The following is an 18129-nucleotide window of genomic DNA, read 5'->3' as shown; positions in this document are numbered from 1 at the left end:
TCAAATCCTATTTTCAATACTGCATTAGCAGCTTGTGTGGCATATCCATAGCCCTAATGTTAGCCGTGCTAATCTCCAAGTAATTTCAACTTTTTTTAACGGTAGCATCACTCTTGTCACGACTTAGTGTATGCGAAAAGGGTTTTATTACTTCAGGGTCTGAGGACATGGTAAACATACATAGAAATCGCCCAGCGCCCTTTGGCGAATTTGAAGCCTCTTCATTCCGCTCAGTTTATTGGCTTATTAGGTTTGACTTTACTAAGTTAAAAGCCAATAAACAACAAATTCACTAAAAATAACGAAGATTTAAAGCATTGAAATTGTTATCAATAATATTGTTTTTGGAAAAGTGGACTATTCGCAATACTGTTTGTGTTTTGTGTATAAATTGATGTGTTATCAGAATCTTTACGAAGCAAATAAACAGTCTGTCGGACAAGCAGTACAGAGGGAACTGCAATTAGTGGGTAGATGATTTTGGAAACTCATGTATTGGCATTTGAATCTAACGACTAATTATTAACTTAAAAATCGATTACGAGTTTGTTTGGCCAGAAAAATGCTCATAAGATTTGGAGAATATCAACTTTCACAAATCATAAAATTTTGTTGTTTTAGGAGTTGTACATAATTTCTCCACAATTCGTGACTATAGTCTTTGATTAGGTTGAATACATTATAGTCATAATAAGGATATATGTATGAACAGCTGTCCCCACCTTTTCTGGCAAAAAAACAGGAAAAAATGCTGGCGAAATTCGAGAGTATTTTTGCTTATCACGGCTCCGTTCTGGGCCTATCAAACACAAGCGGCACAATGTGAATTTAGCGTTGTAAATCAATGGCCAAATGGATACCAAGGTAAATTGGTTATCACCAACGACAGCGCAGATGTAATCAACGGCTGGCAAGTTGGCCTAGCGTTTAGTCAGAACGAAACAATTGGTAGTGCATGGAACGCTAATTTAAGCGGTAGTAACCCTTACACGCTGACCAATAAAGGTTGGAATGCCAAGATCAACCCTGGTGATTCAAAATCGTTCGGCTTTAACGGTACAAAGCCAAATGGTTCAACGGTCTCACAGCCTTCGTTAAGTGGCGCGTGTGACAGTGCAGATGGCGACAACGACAACAACGATGCCCCTTTCTCGATTGAAATTGACGCTTCTACATTATCCGGCGTAGCCCCTTTAACCGTTGATTTTACGTCACAAGTTGAAGGGGCAGGTGGGAGTGACGTCGAGTACGTTTGGCAGCTTGAAGACGAAACCATCGCGGATACTCCTAACGCACAACACACGTTTGATACTGCAGGCGAGTATACGGTTACGTTTATTGCTACCCGAATTGAGCAAGGGCTAGAACAAGCACTAGAGTCACAGTTAACTGTAACAGTTGAAGATCCGCAGCCAGAGTCAGCGCTGTGTCAATTAACCATAGAGCAAGAGTGGAATTCTGGTTTTAGAGCGCGAGTTGATATTAGCAATACCGCCAATCAAGCCATTGAAGGCTGGCAAGTGCTAATGCAGTTCGAAGACACAACCAGAATTACCGGCGTTTGGCACGGCAATCACACAGGCAGCAATCCATACACTGTCGTTAACGAGCAGTACAATTCAACGATTGCCGCAGGGCAAACCATTAACTTTGGTTTTAACGCTGAAAAACCAGTTCCTGATACTGCACCGACAATTCCTGCGTTAGGCGGGTTATGCTCGTTCGACGGTAACATTAACAATGCACCAACGGCAGTTGCTATCGCTTCTGTCACCTCTGGCGAAGGGCCATTAAGTGTTACTTTCAATGCTGCGCAGTCAGCAGATATTGACGGTGATGAATTAACGTATTTTTGGGATTTTGGTGATGGCAACTCGTCAACAGATATTCAAGCTACGCACATTTATCAAGCGCAGGGCAATTATTCAGTTACCTTAACGGTTAACGATGGCGCTGTTAGTTCAAGTACAGACCCACTAACGATTTTGGTATCCGAACCGCAAATAAGCCTGCCTTATGTGTTAGACAGCAATAACTCGTCGCTGTATTTCGTTTCTACCAAAAAAGATCACACGCTTGAAACCCATACATTCCGCACGATATCTGGTGCTATTTCAGTTGAAGGTGAAGCGAGCTTACAAATTGACTTAAATAGCGTTGATACTGGGGTAGATACCCGTGACAGTCGTATGACTGAACACTTATTTGCAGTTGATACTTATCCGTTTGCCCAGGTTAGCTTGTCGTTAGATTACGATACGGTTAAAGCAGTACCAGCAGGTACGACACAGGCTATGGACATTAGCGCCACATTAAATTTGTATGGCGCTGATATCCAAATTGATACTCAAGTGCAAGTAAGCCGGTTGTCTTCATCGCGTATTTTGGTTCAGAGCAACCAACCTATCTTATTAGATGCAACAGACTTCGGACTTGAAGCGGGCATTGAAACCTTAAGAACGTTAGCAAACTTAACGTCAATTAGTTATGCGGTGCCAGTAAACTTCAATTTAGTATTCACAACAGAAGCAAGCGCAAAAGAACAAGTGCAAGCAGGGGAGGAATAAGACAATGAGATTATTTAACCTTCAACACCTGTTTGGCCGCAACTCAAACTGCGCATCTAAACTGAAATCGCCTCGCTTTTCTCTTCTGTTACTGGCGGGAATGGGACTGCTATCGCACAACGCATATGCGGCAACCTGCGAATTCTCGATACCAGATAATTGGAATAGCGGATTTAAAACCGAAATTGTTATTCAAAATAACGAGGTCGCTAAAAACGACTGGACACTCAACCTTACTTGGCCAGAGGGTGTTTCAATTAATAATGGTTGGAATGCAACTTACGATTGTTCGAATACGGGATGTACGATTACCAAACAAAATGCCAATTCAGTTCTAAATCCAAATGAGCGATTAGGGCTGGGCTTTGTCGCCAGTAAAAATGGTTACGAAGGTGAGGTTGAACTGTCACTAAGTGGTGATATTTGCGATGGCGTTGTCGGCTCGGATTCAGGTAGCGGTGGTGATGGCAACAGTGACAATCAGACCGACACTGGTTTGTGGTCATTAAATGGCGACACTTCATCATTGCGCTATGTTTCAGTGAAGAAGTTGCACACTGCAGAAGTAAACGCATTCCAAGGCGACGATGTTAACGGCGAGGCATTATCGGGTAGTATTGATACCGATGGAAATGTGGTGTTAGCGGTAAACTTGAACAACATCGAAACTGGCATTGATATTCGCAACAGCCGAGTCGTCGATTTATTATTTGCCACCGAGCTTTTACCTACTGCCTATTTTACCACCCAAATAGATACCTCAGAAATATCTGCGATGCCAACAGGCGATATTGCCACGCAGACGGTGAGCGGTAATTTAACGATTCACGGGGTAAGCCAATCAATGTCGCTAGACTTATTAGTGGCTAAACTTGGAGCTGGCACAGTCAAGGTATCAACGCTGCGACCACTTATTGTAGATAGCAATAGCTTTGATATGGCGTATGGTATTGAAGCCTTGCGTGTGGTCGCGGGGCTATCAGGCATTGGTGAAGCGGTACCCGTTTATTTCGACTTGCAGTTTACCTCGGTGAGCGCGAATAATTTCGTGCAAACTGATAAGGCTGAAGCGCCAATCGCGCCTGACAGCCTTGTGGTGCAATATGAACCGTCAGACAGTCAGGCGCACTTAAATTGGCGTGATAACAGCAATAATGAAACCGCTTATCTGGTTAGGCGACAAACCCTAGGTGGTGATTGGCACACGGTTGCCGAGCTTGCCGCCAGTGCAACCTTAATGTCTGAGGGTTTGCCTGATACGGGCGAGTTTAACTATAAAGTTATTGCGCTTAACCAAAGTGTGCCCTCTATGCCAACAGAATCAGTTTCAGTAACCGTGACTGAAACCAATGCAGTAGCCAGAGGAATGGAGCAATTCAACGCCAACTGTGCTGGTTGTCATGGTTCAGAGGGGGGCGGTTTGGGCGGTTTCCCAGCGTTGAACACTGAGCGAAATGTCGATGCGATGATTGATGTCATTGTTCGTACTATGCCCTATAGCAATCCAGCGTCTTGTGATCAGCAATGTGCTGAAGATATCGCCGCGTTTATTCAAACATTATGGCCAGCCACATTAACCTGTGATATCGGTGTTACGCCAGTGGCATATGGTGCAAGACAGCTTAAAATCCTGACCCAACGTGAATACCAAAATACCGTTGAAGACTTGTTACAGGTCGATTATCACGTAGCCGATGGTCTGTCACCAGACAGCCAAGTAGGCTTCTTCACAAACAACACTCATGCAAGCGTATTATCCACCACCTATAACAACTATTTGTTGGTGGCTGAAGAACTCGCACAATGGTCGGCGGATCAGAATTTCTCAAATATCCTGTCGTGTGCAGCGCTTGATAGCAGCTGTGCCAATGCCTTGATCACTGATGTTGCCCCTAAGATATTTAGACGTCCATTAACATCGGAAGAGGCAACTACTTACGAATCCATTGCGTTAGGAACATTCAATGGTGGCGATATTGCCACTGGCATGCAGCTGGCGCTAGAGGGCTTGTTATCTTCGCCACAATTTATTTATCGTCATGAATTAGGTGAGGCCAACCCTGACAATCCAGAGTTGGACAACGATGCCTTTGAGCTAACGTCATACGAAATGGCAACCTTCTTAGCTTATACCTTTACAGGCTCCACGCCCGATGATGAATTGCTAGCTGCGGCCGCCAATGATGAACTGCGAGATGAAGATAAGATCATGGAACACGCCGCTCGCTTGGCCTCAAGTGCAGAGGGGGTATTGGCCGACTTTATTGGTAGTTGGCTCGGTACAGCAGAATTAGAAGTGGCAGCGAAAGACGAAACCTTATATCCGAACTACCAAAATGTAGTGCCACATATGAAAGAAGAGCTAAATAAAACGTTCGCTTGGATCATGATGCAGCAAGATGAAAGTTTTGCTTCGCTCTACACCGCTAATTACACCTTCTTAAATGAAACGCTTGCGAATCACTATGGTATTGCTGGCGTAACAGGACAAGAAATGCAAAAAACCGACACCGCAGATCGTGGTGGAATTTTAGCTAATGGTGCATTTATGGCGCGGTGGGCAGAGCCTGCTGAATCTCACCCTGTGCTTCGCTCGGTGCGTGTTCGTCGCCGTATGTTGTGCCAAGACCAGCCGGATCCGCCTGCTGGTACGTTCGAAGCGCGCGATGAAAAGCTTGCCGAGCTATCCGAGTTTCTGCAAGACCCAACAACCACCAACCGCGATAAGTATCACGCGTTAACGGAAGACAGCCCCTGTAGCAGTTGTCATGCTGAGTACATCAATCCACTGGGGTTCGGTATGGAAGACTTCGACGCCGTAGGTAATGTTCGTAGCAATGATAACAACGGAAACCAAGTTGACGCTTCGGGCGCCTTGTATGCCCCTGAAAACTACGCGGATCTTGATGCTGTGCAGCTGTTCAACGGCACTCAAGGGTTAGCTAATGTAATCGCTGGATTAAACTCAGCGCAAAGTTGTTTAACACAGCAAATGTTCCGCTACACGATGGGCGTGGGACATGACGAAATTGATCCCAATAACCCAGAGGATGCAAACTTGTCTGAAACTGAACAAGCGGGTTATTTATGTGAAATCGACACGCTAAAAGACAAGATGGCAACCGAAAGCCCAAGAGCCATGTTAGAAAACTTTGGTTATCTAAAATCTGTTAGGTATCGTAAAGCTTGGTCAAGAGATGAGTAATCGTTTGAGCTGCAAAGGAAATTATGATGAATAAAGATCAGTTAAATAAATTAGCTATATCGCGTCGCAGCTTGTTAAAAATAGTTGCAGCCTCAGGTATATCAAGCAGCTTGATTCGCACATCTCCACTTGTAGCTGGTATGTTGTTCCAACGACATGCCGACGCTCAAGAGTTTGGCTTACCGAATAAAACCATCTGTATTTTTACGCCTGGCGGCGCGATTGCCAACCTCTGGAATCCAACAGGGGCGGGCGAAGATATGGTGTTGGGGCCGATGTCACAAGGGTACGATTCGGTAAAAAACGAATGTAACTTTTTAGTGAACATGGCACATGGTAATGCTGGCCACGGCCGGATGCCCATTATTTGGGCAAAGGAATGGAACAGCGACAGTTACGACGTCATGATGGGGAATGCACTAGGGCCGGATATGCCATTTCGGTACATCAACTTGGGAGTGCATAGCAACGGCGCTAACTACATGACGAAAGACAGTAAGAATCGAATACCATTTCAAGACAACCCATTTACAGTGTTCGATTTAGTCTTTGGCTCTAGTCAAGGTAGCAGCTCAAAAACGCCAATTATGAATGCTCATGTGTCTGCGGCTAATGCTATTCGCAGTAAATTAGCGGGTTATGAAGTGCAAAGAATAGATGACCACTTAGACGCTATTGCCGATACCCAGCGTCGTTTAGATGAACTGTCTGGCGGTTCGAGCTGTGGTATTGCACCCGACAATACCGAATTTACGCTAACTCACGACACATTCTCTCAGCAAGCTCAGTTGCAAGCAGATATTGCAGTTGCGGCATTACAATGTGGCTTAACCCGTTCAGTTTCCTTGGCTTATGGCAATAGTCAATGCGACTTTAGAATTCCAGAGTTAAGTTATCAAGGTGTCTATCATCAGTCGATTCATGGTGGTGGCGGGGGAAAAGTGAATTACCCGTATTACACAGAAATGCGTAGCCATATGGCGAGCTATAACGCTTACTTAATCCAAAAGCTGAGAGCAGCAGGTATTTTAGATAGCACAGTTGTAGTGGAAACCACAGACATGGGCCACGCTGATACCCACTCGGCGAGCCCTGTGGCCTATACCATTGCTGGTGGCGGCACCAGAATTAACCGTGGCGTAGTCACGGACGCGGGTACTGGTTATGATCATCACGATGTACTTTATACCGCAGCTAAAGCATGTGGTGTCGACATTGGCTTTGGCAAAGAAATTCCAGGTGTAATCGCTTAAATCAATGCGTGCCCCGCATGTAAATAGACTTGACAAAGTTTGGTTAAACTTTGTAGCGAAGTGGAAGTGAGCCAAACGTTATTTATTGATGCCATAGTCTCTTGTTAGGCATCATTACTAAACAAGGTTACCCTTATTGTTTTTTCTTGTTCAAATTGATGGTGAATTTTAATGTTTCCCAATTGAACTTTAATCCACCACTTAAACATATCGCTGCCAGGTTCACCAGGGCTAGCAATATAATCCATAGCGTTTTCTTTATAGTAGCTTTCAGCGTTATCAAAATTCTCGAACGTCTTAACATCAATCATTGAATGCTGAATTGGTGAAAAGCCATCGTGTGCGGATAAGTAAAGGAAAACAGTGTCTAGTATCTGCTCTTTATTAAAGCGCAACTGAAACCCGCCAACTTCACACGATGCCCAATAAACGTCATCCATGTTTTCAAAATGGCGATCAAAATCATAAACAACCTCAATCTCATTTTGTTCTAATAATTCTATTATTTCGGGATCCTTTAGCTTTTTCCCTATTAATTCTGAAAATTTCAACTGGCTATTCCTTGATGCCTAACGAATGATATGGACTCCCCGCTCGGCATCTTTCTCTAGCGAGTGTGCCATAGTGAAGTTGATAAGTAGCTTCAATTGAGGAGAGTCCATATGTCACTAATTAAAGCAATTGGCATCGATTTAGCCAAATCTGTTTTCAGTATCCACGGTGTCGATAGTCATGACAAGTGTCAATTACGAAAAACCGTTAAGCGAAACAAACTGTTAGCTGAAGTTGCTAAGTTGCCAGCGTGTATCATTGGTATGGAAGCGTGCTCAGGCGCACACTACTGGGCAAGAGAGTTTACTAAGCTTGGCCATGAAGTACGCATCATGGCCTCAAAGTTCGTGATTCCGTATCGCCAAAACGAAAAGAACGATGCCAACGACGCTGAAGCCATTTGTGAAGCGGTGACCCGTCCCAAAACGCGCTTTGTCACCATCAAAAGTGAAGAGCAACAAGCCGTGCTTTGCCTACACCGTATTCGCCAAGGGGCTATCAAGGACAGAACCGCACTCATTAATCGGCTTCGGGGCTTACTCGCAGAATTTGGTATTATCATGCCCAAAGGACGTTATCCGGCACAACATGCCATTAGTGGCATCTTAGAAGATGGTGAGAACAACTTACCCATGCTCGCTAGAGAGCTACTAAGTGACTTATGGCAAGACATTAAAGCATTAAACCAGCAAATTCTTAAACATGACCGAAAGCTCTATCAACTCGCGAACCAAATGAACGCGGCAAGGCGCTTAATGACCATTCCTGGGGTTGGCGAAATCACGGCAACGGCGGTTGTTGCGACGGTGAGTGATGCAAAAGATTTTGATACCAGCCGCGCCTTTAGCGCTTGGATTGGTCTAGTACCTAGGCAATACACGACAGGTGGGCAAGTGAAACTTGGCCGAATCAGTAAACGTGGCGAAAAACACATTCGCACCTCACTCATTCACGGTGCTCGAGCCGTAATAGCCAACTGCAAACATAAAACAGACAGAACCAGTTTATGGGTAAAAGAGCTGATTGAGCGACGAGGATTTAAACGGGCAACCGTCGCGCTTGCAGCCAAGAATGCACGGTTGATATGGGCATTGCTTCGAAGTAAAAACGAATACCAAATAGATTATGTAAAATAGAAAAGATTGAAGTTGTAGAGGTAACCCTAACGGTTAACCCCACCGCGTCTTAGCATGAGCGATTGACGATAACACGGTCAGACCGAGAGCATAAAAGCCTGTTTAGTCGGGAAGCGCATTTCTTGAAAGAGAAGACGCTGTTTAACGAATGAGGCCATGCTCAAGCGCAAATCATCAGGGCGATAGCACAAGCTGTTACGGCAGTATGCTAATAAACGCCGAATGTAGAGCTGCTGTCAGATCTTCTTGTTGTCAGAGGCTGCTTGTGCTTGACAAAGGGGAGTCCATGTAGCCCGCTTAACGGGCAAATAATAGCTTAGCTAAAATTAGGAGAGCAACGACGGGAGCTAAGCTTTATTTGTCCCGTTAAAGCGCTTGTTATGTTTTTAGCCTAAGCAATTACCATCTTTAAAATTATATGTAAGTAATTTTCTATTTTTAGATACAGCGATAACTTCTCGTTCTTTTACTGATTGAATAGAAATGTTTTTTTGCTTTAATTGCTGAAGAAGTTCTTGGCAGCTTTCATAGTCACCAGGCTGAGGCAAACCTGCAAATTGAGATTTCATTAAGTCTTGGATTGTCCCTACCGGTTTAAGGTTGAGTTTTTTCGCTTGCTCTTTACTAATTCTTTTCCCTGTAATTTCTGTTTTATCATTTTTATTACTTGCACAAGCTGTCAGTAATAGACTTAGAGACAGTACTACAATTTTATTCATTCTGAATTCCTTGAGAAAACATAACGCCTCAATAACCGGCGCAGCTTTGCTGCGTCCGGCCCCGCAGGGGCGTAGTTGATTGATTTGTTAGGTTTTTAGCCTTCAATTTTTACCACCGTAATGGGCCAGCCATTATTCTCGGCCTTGGTATTTGCCCGCATTTCCATTGGGCTAGTTCTAATGAAATAGAATTTTTCGCCCTCCATTTCATTGAGCTTTGCCATCGTGTTTTTCATTCGAGTATCAATCACACCTTGGGGCTTTTCGGATGTGGTTGCCTCGGCTGATATAACTACCCGCCCTTCGAAAGTGCCTCGCAAATCAGGTTCAGTGGAATCACCAGTTTGACGAGGATTCCAATACCAATGTGTACCTGAATGTGCGTGGCCGTTTGAATTAAGCCAGATTAGCCCCTGAAGGATCAGATACTCATGCTGAATTTGATTGAGACTTTCATACACGGAAGAGCGAATATTTCTGAGTTTAGACAAGCCAGATCCGAGGTCTAAGACATCTTCGCTAGCGAAATCACGAACACTCGATAGAAAGGTGTTCATATCAGCGAGAACCTTCTCTTTGGCTTGTTCGATGTTGTCTATTCGTTCCATTTGAAACCTAACGCTTAAATAAACGGCTAAAAATGCTTGGCTATACTTGTGAGTGAAACGAACCAAGCCAAGCGTTTTTAGTCCGATTTAATTTTCTTGTTATACGCGCCTATCAACATCTTTTGAAATATTATCCTAAACCTGTTTGACTCGTCTATAAGTTCAGGGTTGATAATGCCCCTGTGTTTAACGAGAGATACAAAAATGCTTACAGTAACCAAACTAGCAAAAACATGCGGCATATCCCGTGCTGCGGTACTCTATTACGAGCGAGAAGGACTACTAAAACCCAAACTTCGCTCTGAAAATGGATACCGCTGGTATGGTGACACTGAGTTACAAAGGTTAAAAGAAATATTGCGCTTTCGCTCCTTTGGTATTCCTGTAGCTGATATAACTGCCCTCGTTGAACACAATGATAAAGAGACTCAATCTGAAATGTTAAAAGCTCAATTCAATATACTTGAGCAAAATATTTCGGAACTGAGAAAACAGCAAAGTGCAATTGTTGCACTATTAAAACAACCTGAATTATTGGAGCAAGGTATGGTTACAAAAGAACGCTGGGTAGAGATAATGAGGGCTTCTGGTTTCACTGAGCAGGATATGACTAAATGGCATCAAAACTTTGAAAAAATGGAGCCACAAGAACACCAGAAATTTTTAGAATCTTTAGGTATTGAAGCTGAAGAGATATCTAGAATTAGAAACTTCTAACAAATGGCTCAAGGATGAGCTAGGACTTCTTAGCGTATAACGAATGATATGGACTCCCCGCTCGGCATCTTTCTCTAGCGAGTGTGCCATAGTGAAGTTGATAAGTAGCTTCAATTGAGGAGAGTCCATATGTCACTAATTAAAGCAATTGGCATCGATTTAGCCAAATCTGTTTTCAGTATCCACGGTGTCGATAGTCATGACAAGTGTCAATTACGAAAAACCGTTAAGCGAAACAAACTGTTAGCTGAAGTTGCTAAGTTGCCAGCGTGTATCATTGGTATGGAAGCGTGCTCAGGCGCACACTACTGGGCAAGAGAGTTTACTAAGCTTGGCCATGAAGTACGCATCATGGCCTCAAAGTTCGTGATTCCGTATCGCCAAAACGAAAAGAACGATGCCAACGACGCTGAAGCCATTTGTGAAGCGGTGACCCGTCCCAAAACGCGCTTTGTCACCATCAAAAGTGAAGAGCAACAAGCCGTGCTTTGCCTACACCGTATTCGCCAAGGGGCTATCAAGGACAGAACCGCACTCATTAATCGGCTTCGGGGCTTACTCGCAGAATTTGGTATTATCATGCCCAAAGGACGTTATCCGGCACAACATGCCATTAGTGGCATCTTAGAAGATGGTGAGAACAACTTACCCATGCTCGCTAGAGAGCTACTAAGTGACTTATGGCAAGACATTAAAGCATTAAACCAGCAAATTCTTAAACATGACCGAAAGCTCTATCAACTCGCGAACCAAATGAACGCGGCAAGGCGCTTAATGACCATTCCTGGGGTTGGCGAAATCACGGCAACGGCGGTTGTTGCGACGGTGAGTGATGCAAAAGATTTTGATACCAGCCGCGCCTTTAGCGCTTGGATTGGTCTAGTACCTAGGCAATACACGACAGGTGGGCAAGTGAAACTTGGCCGAATCAGTAAACGTGGCGAAAAACACATTCGCACCTCACTCATTCACGGTGCTCGAGCCGTAATAGCCAACTGCAAACATAAAACAGACAGAACCAGTTTATGGGTAAAAGAGCTGATTGAGCGACGAGGATTTAAACGGGCAACCGTCGCGCTTGCAGCCAAGAATGCACGGTTGATATGGGCATTGCTTCGAAGTAAAAACGAATACCAAATAGATTATGTAAAATAGAAAAGATTGAAGTTGTAGAGGTAACCCTAACGGTTAACCCCACCGCGTCTTAGCATGAGCGATTGACGATAACACGGTCAGACCGAGAGCATAAAAGCCTGTTTAGTCGGGAAGCGCATTTCTTGAAAGAGAAGACGCTGTTTAACGAATGAGGCCATGCTCAAGCGCAAATCATCAGGGCGATAGCACAAGCTGTTACGGCAGTATGCTAACAAACGCCGAATGTAGAGCTGCTGTCAGACTTTCTTGTTGTCAGAGACTGCTTGTGCTTGACAAAGGGGAGTCCATGTAGCCCAAATAACGGGCTTAAAATAGTGGGCTAAACTTGAGCGAAGCGAAAATAGCCCGCGATTTTAAGTGATCTTGCCCCGATAAAGTGGACACGCTCCATGTTTAATTTACTGCTGACTCAAATTCAGCAGGTGTTTGATATCCTAAACTCGAATGTAATCGCTGTCTATTGTAGAAGTTATTTAGGTAACTCTTTAATAATGCGTGTAATTTATTTGCCGATGAGAATGTATTGCCGCGAATGAGGTCTGCTTTAAGCGAATGAAAAAAGGACTCCACTTCAGCATTGTCTGTGCAACATCCAGGGCGATTCATACTGGCCTCTACGTTATTGCGTTGTAGAAATTGCTGCACGACGTGCGCGCGGTATTCAGCGCCCCTGTCGGTGTGAAAGAGTAAACGTGTTTGAGGCTTTCGTTGATGTAGTGCTTGGCGCAAAGCGCTAAGGGTTAATGCTGTTGATTTCTTCGCCCCAAATGCCCAGCCCACGATTCGACGAGAGAATAAATCAATCACGACAGCTAAGTAGTGCCACCGTTTACCCACTTTAAGGTAAGTAATGTCGCCCGACCATTGTTGGTTGATACCCTCAGGCTTCTCAAGCGATTGGCGCTTGTTCTCAATTTCCTTATAGAAAAACTTCACTTTCGCGGTTTTACGGTAGGTTTTGACGGCACGGGCGACAAGACCGTACTCGTGCATAAGCCGTGCTACTCGCTTTTTACTTGTTCGAATACCGAGCCTTTTGAGTGCCTCAAACACCCTGGGACTACCATAGGTATGAAGGCTGGCATTAAATACGTTTTTTATGTTGTTTAGCAATGTCTTATCGGCCAGCACTCTATTCGAAGGGGAGCGGTGTAGCCATGCGTAATAGCCACTACGTGACACCTTTAACCAAGTACAAAGGTACTTAACACCTAAGGCTTTTCCGTGCCTTTTGATGAATCCAAATCGTGCTGATGTACTTCCGCCAGATACCGTTGCCACTTTTTTAGCAGGTCATTCTCCTGCTTTAAGCGTTCATTTTCTCGTTGGAGTTGTTTGATTTTATTCAGCTCTTGTTTGGAGGGGAGTTCACTCATTAATTCCTTGTTGCTTTTATAGCGCACGGGTAAGTTAAATTTCCCCTCTCGATATTCTTTACGCCACCGGCTTAACATAAAGGGATGAATATCGAGCGCATGAGCAACATCCTTTGACATGACATCGTCTTTTAAGCTTAGTTCGACGGCTTTGATTTTGAAATCAACTGGGTAAAACCATGTTTTTCTGGGGTTGGTATATCTGGGCATAATGGCCTCCTCATTGAGATAAGGAGGTGTCCACTAAAATGGGGGAACTACATTGTCCCGTTAAAGCGCTTGTTAGTTACCTTTATAGCAAAAATACAAATATAGTCCGATAGTAAAACCTACCATTTGTAGCACCGTAAGTGAAACATCGTAGCCTTGAATAATTGCATACAGCCCTAATACAACTGTTTTATTACGATAACTCTCTCCAATAACTACTACACAGGGAGAGCAGAAAAAACCGTATACAGCCGACTTAAGCGCTCTACTACTTTCCAAACCTATTTTCTCAGATACAACTGAGTAAACAAGTAAAGCCAGAGGATATGTAACTATAAGGAAAAACACGTAGCCAAACATTGGAGTGCGACTTGATCCTTCTAGGTAACTAACGCTTAAATAAACGGCTAAAAATGCTTGGCTATACTTTGTGAGTGCAGCGAACCAAGCCAAGCGTTTTTAGTCCGATTTAATTTTCTTGTTAAGCTGATCTACTTTTGAACCTTTTGCATTATGTCGGCAAGCACAGCAAAATTTTGCATACCTGTTTCTGGGTTGCTCATCATTTGCTCTAACATTTGCATTCCCATTTTTTCACCCATATCTTCTTTTTTCGGGATGACTGTTTCATTAAGAATATTAGTTAATGTATCCATTAATTTTTGTTGTGAGTCAGATACGGTTCTTTCAATTACCGCTGATTTTTTATCGATCTCAGCCATAACCTCTTTGTTCCTAGATTCGAATTGATTGAGCATTTCTTGAGTTTTGAGGAAATTTTCACGAACTTCTTTTTCGGAAGATTTTGCAGCCTGGATAGCTACAACAGCCAATATTAAAGATGCAATACTTGCTACTAAAGAAATTAAGTCAAGTAACGATAAATTTTCCATGTATTTCCTAGTTATGTACTTCAAATATCCTGAGATATATGGACATGCTTTCAGATTTCAAGAGGCGTGAAAGCAGCTTAACGCCCAAATAACGGGCTTAAAATTGTGGGCTAAACTTGAGCGAAGCGAAAAGAGCCCGCAGTTTTAAGTCCCAGTTAATTTGCTTGTTATGTAATTTAGCTTACTTTACTGAGGGTTAGATTAACCGCTAAACCTAGAAAGTATACGTACTGAACCAGCCAGCAACTCGCCACCACAACACACTAAATCTGAATTTTGAGCCGCATACTGTTCTGGAAAAAAGACTAAATGCTGACGGCGAAAAACACATGAACGTGCAGATAAATTCAGAAAAGGGTGTTTGATTAGATTAACTTTCATCCTTGATATTGTGGTGGTACATAACGCCCTGTTAACAGGCAAAAAATTGTTGGCTAAAATTAGCGACGAAGGAGCAAAAGCCAACAGTTTTTTGTCCTTGTTAAACAGCTTGTTAGAAGTAATTTACCTTCCGTGCTTTCCACCTACGAGTAAATCATAACTCCACTCAAAACTTGCATTTGGAAACAGCTTTTCAAATTTGGCTTTTACACTTGGCATATCTGGGTCAAGAATACGATCATCGGCAACTGAAACTTTAGTAACATTTTTATATTTCGCTATTCGCCTATACAAGTTTGATAACCCAACTTCACTATAGCATTTGGCTCCTACTCTAAGAGAAATAACCTCTTCAGCAGGAACTTCTTTTTCGGCTCTTTCAAGCTCATTTTTATCCCAAATAATAAGACTACCGTCTGTGAATATTTCCATATGCTCGAATTCCAGATTACTTCTAACGCCGCAATAAACGGCCTAAAATAGCTGGCTATACTGTGGAGCGAAGCGAAACCTAGCCAGCTGTTTTAGGTCCGCTTTTTAATTGCCTTGTTATACCTCTCGCCACTAATGCGCTACTAAGCTGACTTCCCAAGTCATCTATGCTTCCATCAATTAACGATACTTTTTTATCATATTTCTCTAATAACTCAATTGCGGAAGAAGAAAACCCGCTCTTTGATATGAAAAATACAATTGCAATATCACTAGGAAGTCTGCTTGTGTAGTCTTTGATTGCATTGGCCGACAGCGGTTTTTTGTGCGATTTTACTTCAACTGCAACTAACTCTCCGTCTTTCTCAAATAATAAGTCATAGCCCTTATCCATACTGTTTTGAGGCTTATCTTTAACATTTAAATTTAACTCTACTAACTTTTCAAATACAAATTTCTCGAAGTCGATTGCCTCATTTAAATAAGCACTATACTCATTTTTGCTATCTCCAATTTCAGCAAAAATTTCTCTGACTTCTCCCTTATCATTTTTCAATACAATTTTATTTTCTTCCAATATGGACTTCGCCGCTTTTCGAACTAAAAAAACAGAAATAAAAGCTACAAGAGACGAAAGGATACTTAGCAATAAACTTAGCAATTCACTATTCATTACACATACTCCTTAACAGTACTCAGGATTATACTTATTACGTATAGTGCTGCACCTGCTACTATTTGGGCAGGAAACCCTAACCAAGTGATGGGAGTACTTTGAATAGATAAAGTGCATACCCAAAACCAAACGAATAAAGAAACAAAAAGCAATAACCATGTTAAATTGACAAAAGCTTGATCTCTTTTCGATACTTTTACCCACCTTTCACCCTCGGCGGTTTCAAACTCTAATTCTTTGAGTTTTGTTAGAGGAACCAGAAAAGAGATTCCTGTCGCAGCAAGCGTAGGCCCCACAAAAGCAAATGTGTCTACGTTAATTAGATTACGTAGTAAAGCTTCAAATGAAACAAGTATCATTGGGAACCCATAAACAATAATTGAATGCACTTATTAATTATCCTTTTTCATCGGGGCTTCAAGAGGTATAACGCCCCAATAAACGGCGGGTAATAGTTGGCTAAAATTGTGAACGAAGTGAACGTAGCCAACTGTTAAACGTCCGACTTGATTGGCTTGTTATACGTTGTAGTTTTGTTTCTTTCTTGGAACAAATTTATCTCTACGCTCTTCAATAGGCGGTTCATCATCTTTTTTCTTATTTACTAACATTTTATAAGCTCCAATATTAATTTTGTAATCGCAAAGAAACTGATTAGCCAAACTGCAATAACTAATTCAGAATATGCCAACTTTAAAGGCTTAATCTTTTCATCATTATACTTTGCACTTTTTTTAACTGCATTGGCATACCAATCAAATATTTTCGATACAACTTTTTCTTTCCGCTTTTCTCTTAGCCAATTTGATGTTTTATCACACCTAGGAACAAGTACAGCTTTTTTTATTTTTAAACACAAGAGTAAATGCCCAAATGAACATACTAATGAAAAAATAGCACCTACAGCACTAATTAAAGCTAAGTATTCTAAAAAATTATTAGGTTTGAACAAATCACTGTTTTGAAACCCAAGAATAGAACTGAATGCAACAATGATTATGGTAATTAGTGTTAAATATCGAGCGCACTTGTTTTCTATATTCTCGAACGTAGCGATTTCCTCACTGTATCGCTCTTTTATATACGCAATAGACTCTTCTGTTGGCTCCATGCTTTAATTCTCCTGTACGTATAACGCCCGCTTAAGTGGTGAGCAACGCTACCACTAAACCTGATTATTTCACCGTAAACACTAAAGCCGATTCAAACTAAAAATGCCAAGCGTTGGGAATCCGTCTTAAAGCGTTTGTTAAGTGAATTTTTCAAGGTACGAAGATGCTACTTTATGATTATCTGTTATGCCCAGACACAACTTTAAATAAAGATCCCTATGCAGTTTAGTAAATTGTAAATTATGCTGCTTATGTGCATCAGTGTAAAAATCAAGCATACCACCAAATCTTTCTAACATCCCCTTTGAGCTATCAAACTCTCTTTTGGCAAGAGCGTATTTTTCAGCCTCGGGAACAGGTAAATTACAAAAAACATTTAAGTCATATCTCCAGGGGTTCTTAACCCTATCATTGTCCCATAGAGTTAAGTAACCAGACTCTAAAACAACTTTAGATATTTGACTGTCAAACTGTGGCTGCTTAAAAAGGAAATGAGGAAGTTCAGATAAAGTTTGAATGTCTTTCTTAAAGAGCGCTCTCGCCGCGAACAAAATTTTGTTAGTAGCTTCAGCCTGTTTGTCTAATGGAGAGTCACTAGTTGCAAACTCTATCTCGGCCTCATTAGCCTTTACGGTAATTTTATTCACTCTCTTCAAATACTGGGAATCTTCAATCTCTTTTGGCATACAAGTATCAGCATTTTCGACTAATTTTAGTCCTGCAAACTCGTATGCCTTAGCAACTAATTTTGAACAAAACTGACGATTAGTATCTACGTTAAGAGGAGCCTTTATTTTCGCGTTAATTGCACCTTTTACAGAGTACTCCTTCCCTACTTGAGAACGCGCAAAATCACAAGCCAATGAAACTACTTGTTCATTAGCAGCTCTTAACACCATCACATTGCTCTCTTCTTCAAAAAGCAGCCTTTGAATATTGCTAGAATGTACGCCGTCTCTGTCGGAGTGAATATAACTTCCATCCCCGACATACAAAATTGCATGAGAAAATGAACCTTTAGTGAACTTTTTTATCACTCGACTTAATTTAGCATCACTCCCAGTCAAAATAATATCACCGGGCTTTAATAACCCCATATTCAACAAATACATCGATACTCCAAATTCACTTAACGAA

The 18129-nt window shown here is 42.2% G+C and carries 16 protein-coding genes; 6 read left to right on the top strand and 10 right to left on the bottom strand.

The window, feature by feature from the left end; translation table 11 throughout:
* Positions 1-773: 773 nt before the first annotated feature.
* The 3 genes from DXX92_RS10355 to DXX92_RS10345 are packed head-to-tail and all read left to right on the top strand — an operon-like array spanning position 774 to position 7025.
* Entirely contained in the window at positions 774-2567 is a 1794-nt protein-coding gene (locus DXX92_RS10355; protein WP_181901739.1) for a cellulose binding domain-containing protein, read from the top strand.
* Positions 2568-2571: 4 nt separating this feature from the next.
* Positions 2572-5772, top strand: a complete 3201-nt coding sequence (locus tag DXX92_RS10350; RefSeq protein ID WP_116000375.1) for a DUF1592 domain-containing protein — start codon at positions 2572-2574, stop codon at positions 5770-5772.
* Between the two features lie 23 nt (positions 5773-5795).
* Positions 5796-7025: a DUF1552 domain-containing protein gene (locus tag DXX92_RS10345; protein WP_245961458.1), complete on the top strand. Its 1230-nt coding sequence runs from the start codon at positions 5796-5798 to the stop codon at positions 7023-7025.
* 104 nt (positions 7026-7129) lie between these two features.
* On the opposite strand, the gene DXX92_RS10340 is transcribed toward DXX92_RS10345, so the two are convergent.
* A complete protein-coding gene (locus tag DXX92_RS10340) occupies positions 7130-7576 on the bottom strand; it encodes a hypothetical protein (protein ID WP_116000373.1) in 447 nt (148 codons plus the stop codon).
* 111 nt (positions 7577-7687) lie between these two features.
* Between DXX92_RS10340 and DXX92_RS10335 the strand changes: the two genes are divergently transcribed.
* On the top strand, positions 7688-8713 hold the full coding sequence (locus tag DXX92_RS10335) for an IS110 family transposase (protein WP_116000052.1): 1026 nt from the start codon (positions 7688-7690) through the stop codon (positions 8711-8713).
* Positions 8714-9099: 386 nt separating this feature from the next.
* On the opposite strand, the gene DXX92_RS10330 is transcribed toward DXX92_RS10335, so the two are convergent.
* Together DXX92_RS10330 and DXX92_RS10325 are read right to left on the bottom strand one after the other, a co-directional pair.
* On the bottom strand, positions 9100-9432 hold the full coding sequence (locus DXX92_RS10330; RefSeq protein ID WP_116000372.1) for a hypothetical protein: 333 nt from the start codon (positions 9430-9432) through the stop codon (positions 9100-9102).
* 95 nt (positions 9433-9527) lie between these two features.
* On the bottom strand, positions 9528-10040 hold the full coding sequence (locus DXX92_RS10325; protein ID WP_116000371.1) for a hypothetical protein: 513 nt from the start codon (positions 10038-10040) through the stop codon (positions 9528-9530).
* A 204-nt stretch (positions 10041-10244) separates the two neighbouring features.
* Here DXX92_RS10325 and DXX92_RS10320 point away from each other — a divergent pair, with 204 nt between their 5' ends.
* Together DXX92_RS10320 and DXX92_RS10315 are read left to right on the top strand one after the other, a co-directional pair.
* A complete protein-coding gene (locus DXX92_RS10320; RefSeq protein WP_116002383.1) occupies positions 10245-10757 on the top strand; it encodes a MerR family transcriptional regulator in 513 nt (170 codons plus the stop codon).
* Between the two features lie 129 nt (positions 10758-10886).
* A complete protein-coding gene (locus DXX92_RS10315; RefSeq protein ID WP_116000052.1) occupies positions 10887-11912 on the top strand; it encodes an IS110 family transposase in 1026 nt (341 codons plus the stop codon).
* Positions 11913-12305: 393 nt separating this feature from the next.
* Here DXX92_RS10315 and DXX92_RS10310 read toward each other — a convergent pair.
* The 7 genes from DXX92_RS10310 to DXX92_RS10275 all read right to left on the bottom strand — a co-directional run bounded on the left by DXX92_RS10310 (position 12306) and on the right by DXX92_RS10275 (position 18104).
* A protein-coding gene (locus tag DXX92_RS10310; protein WP_116000054.1) for an IS3 family transposase occupies positions 12306-13498 on the bottom strand; the annotation gives its coding sequence in 2 pieces (ribosomal slippage) (positions 12306-13190 and positions 13193-13498; 1191 coding nt in all).
* A gap of 491 nt (positions 13499-13989) precedes the next feature.
* Positions 13990-14391, bottom strand: coding sequence for a hypothetical protein (locus tag DXX92_RS10305; RefSeq protein ID WP_116000370.1), 402 nt, complete (start codon positions 14389-14391; stop codon positions 13990-13992).
* A gap of 504 nt (positions 14392-14895) precedes the next feature.
* On the bottom strand, positions 14896-15204 hold the full coding sequence (locus DXX92_RS10295; RefSeq protein ID WP_116000368.1) for a hypothetical protein: 309 nt from the start codon (positions 15202-15204) through the stop codon (positions 14896-14898).
* A 79-nt stretch (positions 15205-15283) separates the two neighbouring features.
* Positions 15284-15877: a restriction endonuclease gene (locus tag DXX92_RS10290; protein ID WP_116000367.1), complete on the bottom strand. Its 594-nt coding sequence runs from the start codon at positions 15875-15877 to the stop codon at positions 15284-15286.
* Complete coding sequence (locus DXX92_RS10285; RefSeq protein ID WP_116000366.1) at positions 15877-16269, bottom strand: hypothetical protein; 393 nt, start codon at positions 16267-16269, stop codon at positions 15877-15879. The genes DXX92_RS10290 and DXX92_RS10285 overlap by 1 nt, the downstream gene beginning before the upstream one ends.
* Before the next feature lie 215 nt (positions 16270-16484).
* Positions 16485-16991: a hypothetical protein gene (locus DXX92_RS10280; protein WP_116000365.1), complete on the bottom strand. Its 507-nt coding sequence runs from the start codon at positions 16989-16991 to the stop codon at positions 16485-16487.
* A gap of 138 nt (positions 16992-17129) precedes the next feature.
* A complete protein-coding gene (locus DXX92_RS10275) occupies positions 17130-18104 on the bottom strand; it encodes a YiiX/YebB-like N1pC/P60 family cysteine hydrolase (protein ID WP_116000364.1) in 975 nt (324 codons plus the stop codon).
* Between the last annotated feature and the right edge of the window lie 25 nt (positions 18105-18129).

This window comes from Thalassotalea euphylliae (assembly GCF_003390395.1).
GTDB classification, from domain to species: Bacteria; Pseudomonadota; Gammaproteobacteria; order Enterobacterales; family Alteromonadaceae; genus Thalassotalea_F; species Thalassotalea_F euphylliae_C.
Note: the sequence above shows the minus strand (reverse complement) of the source record. Positions and strands in the feature narration are given on the sequence as shown.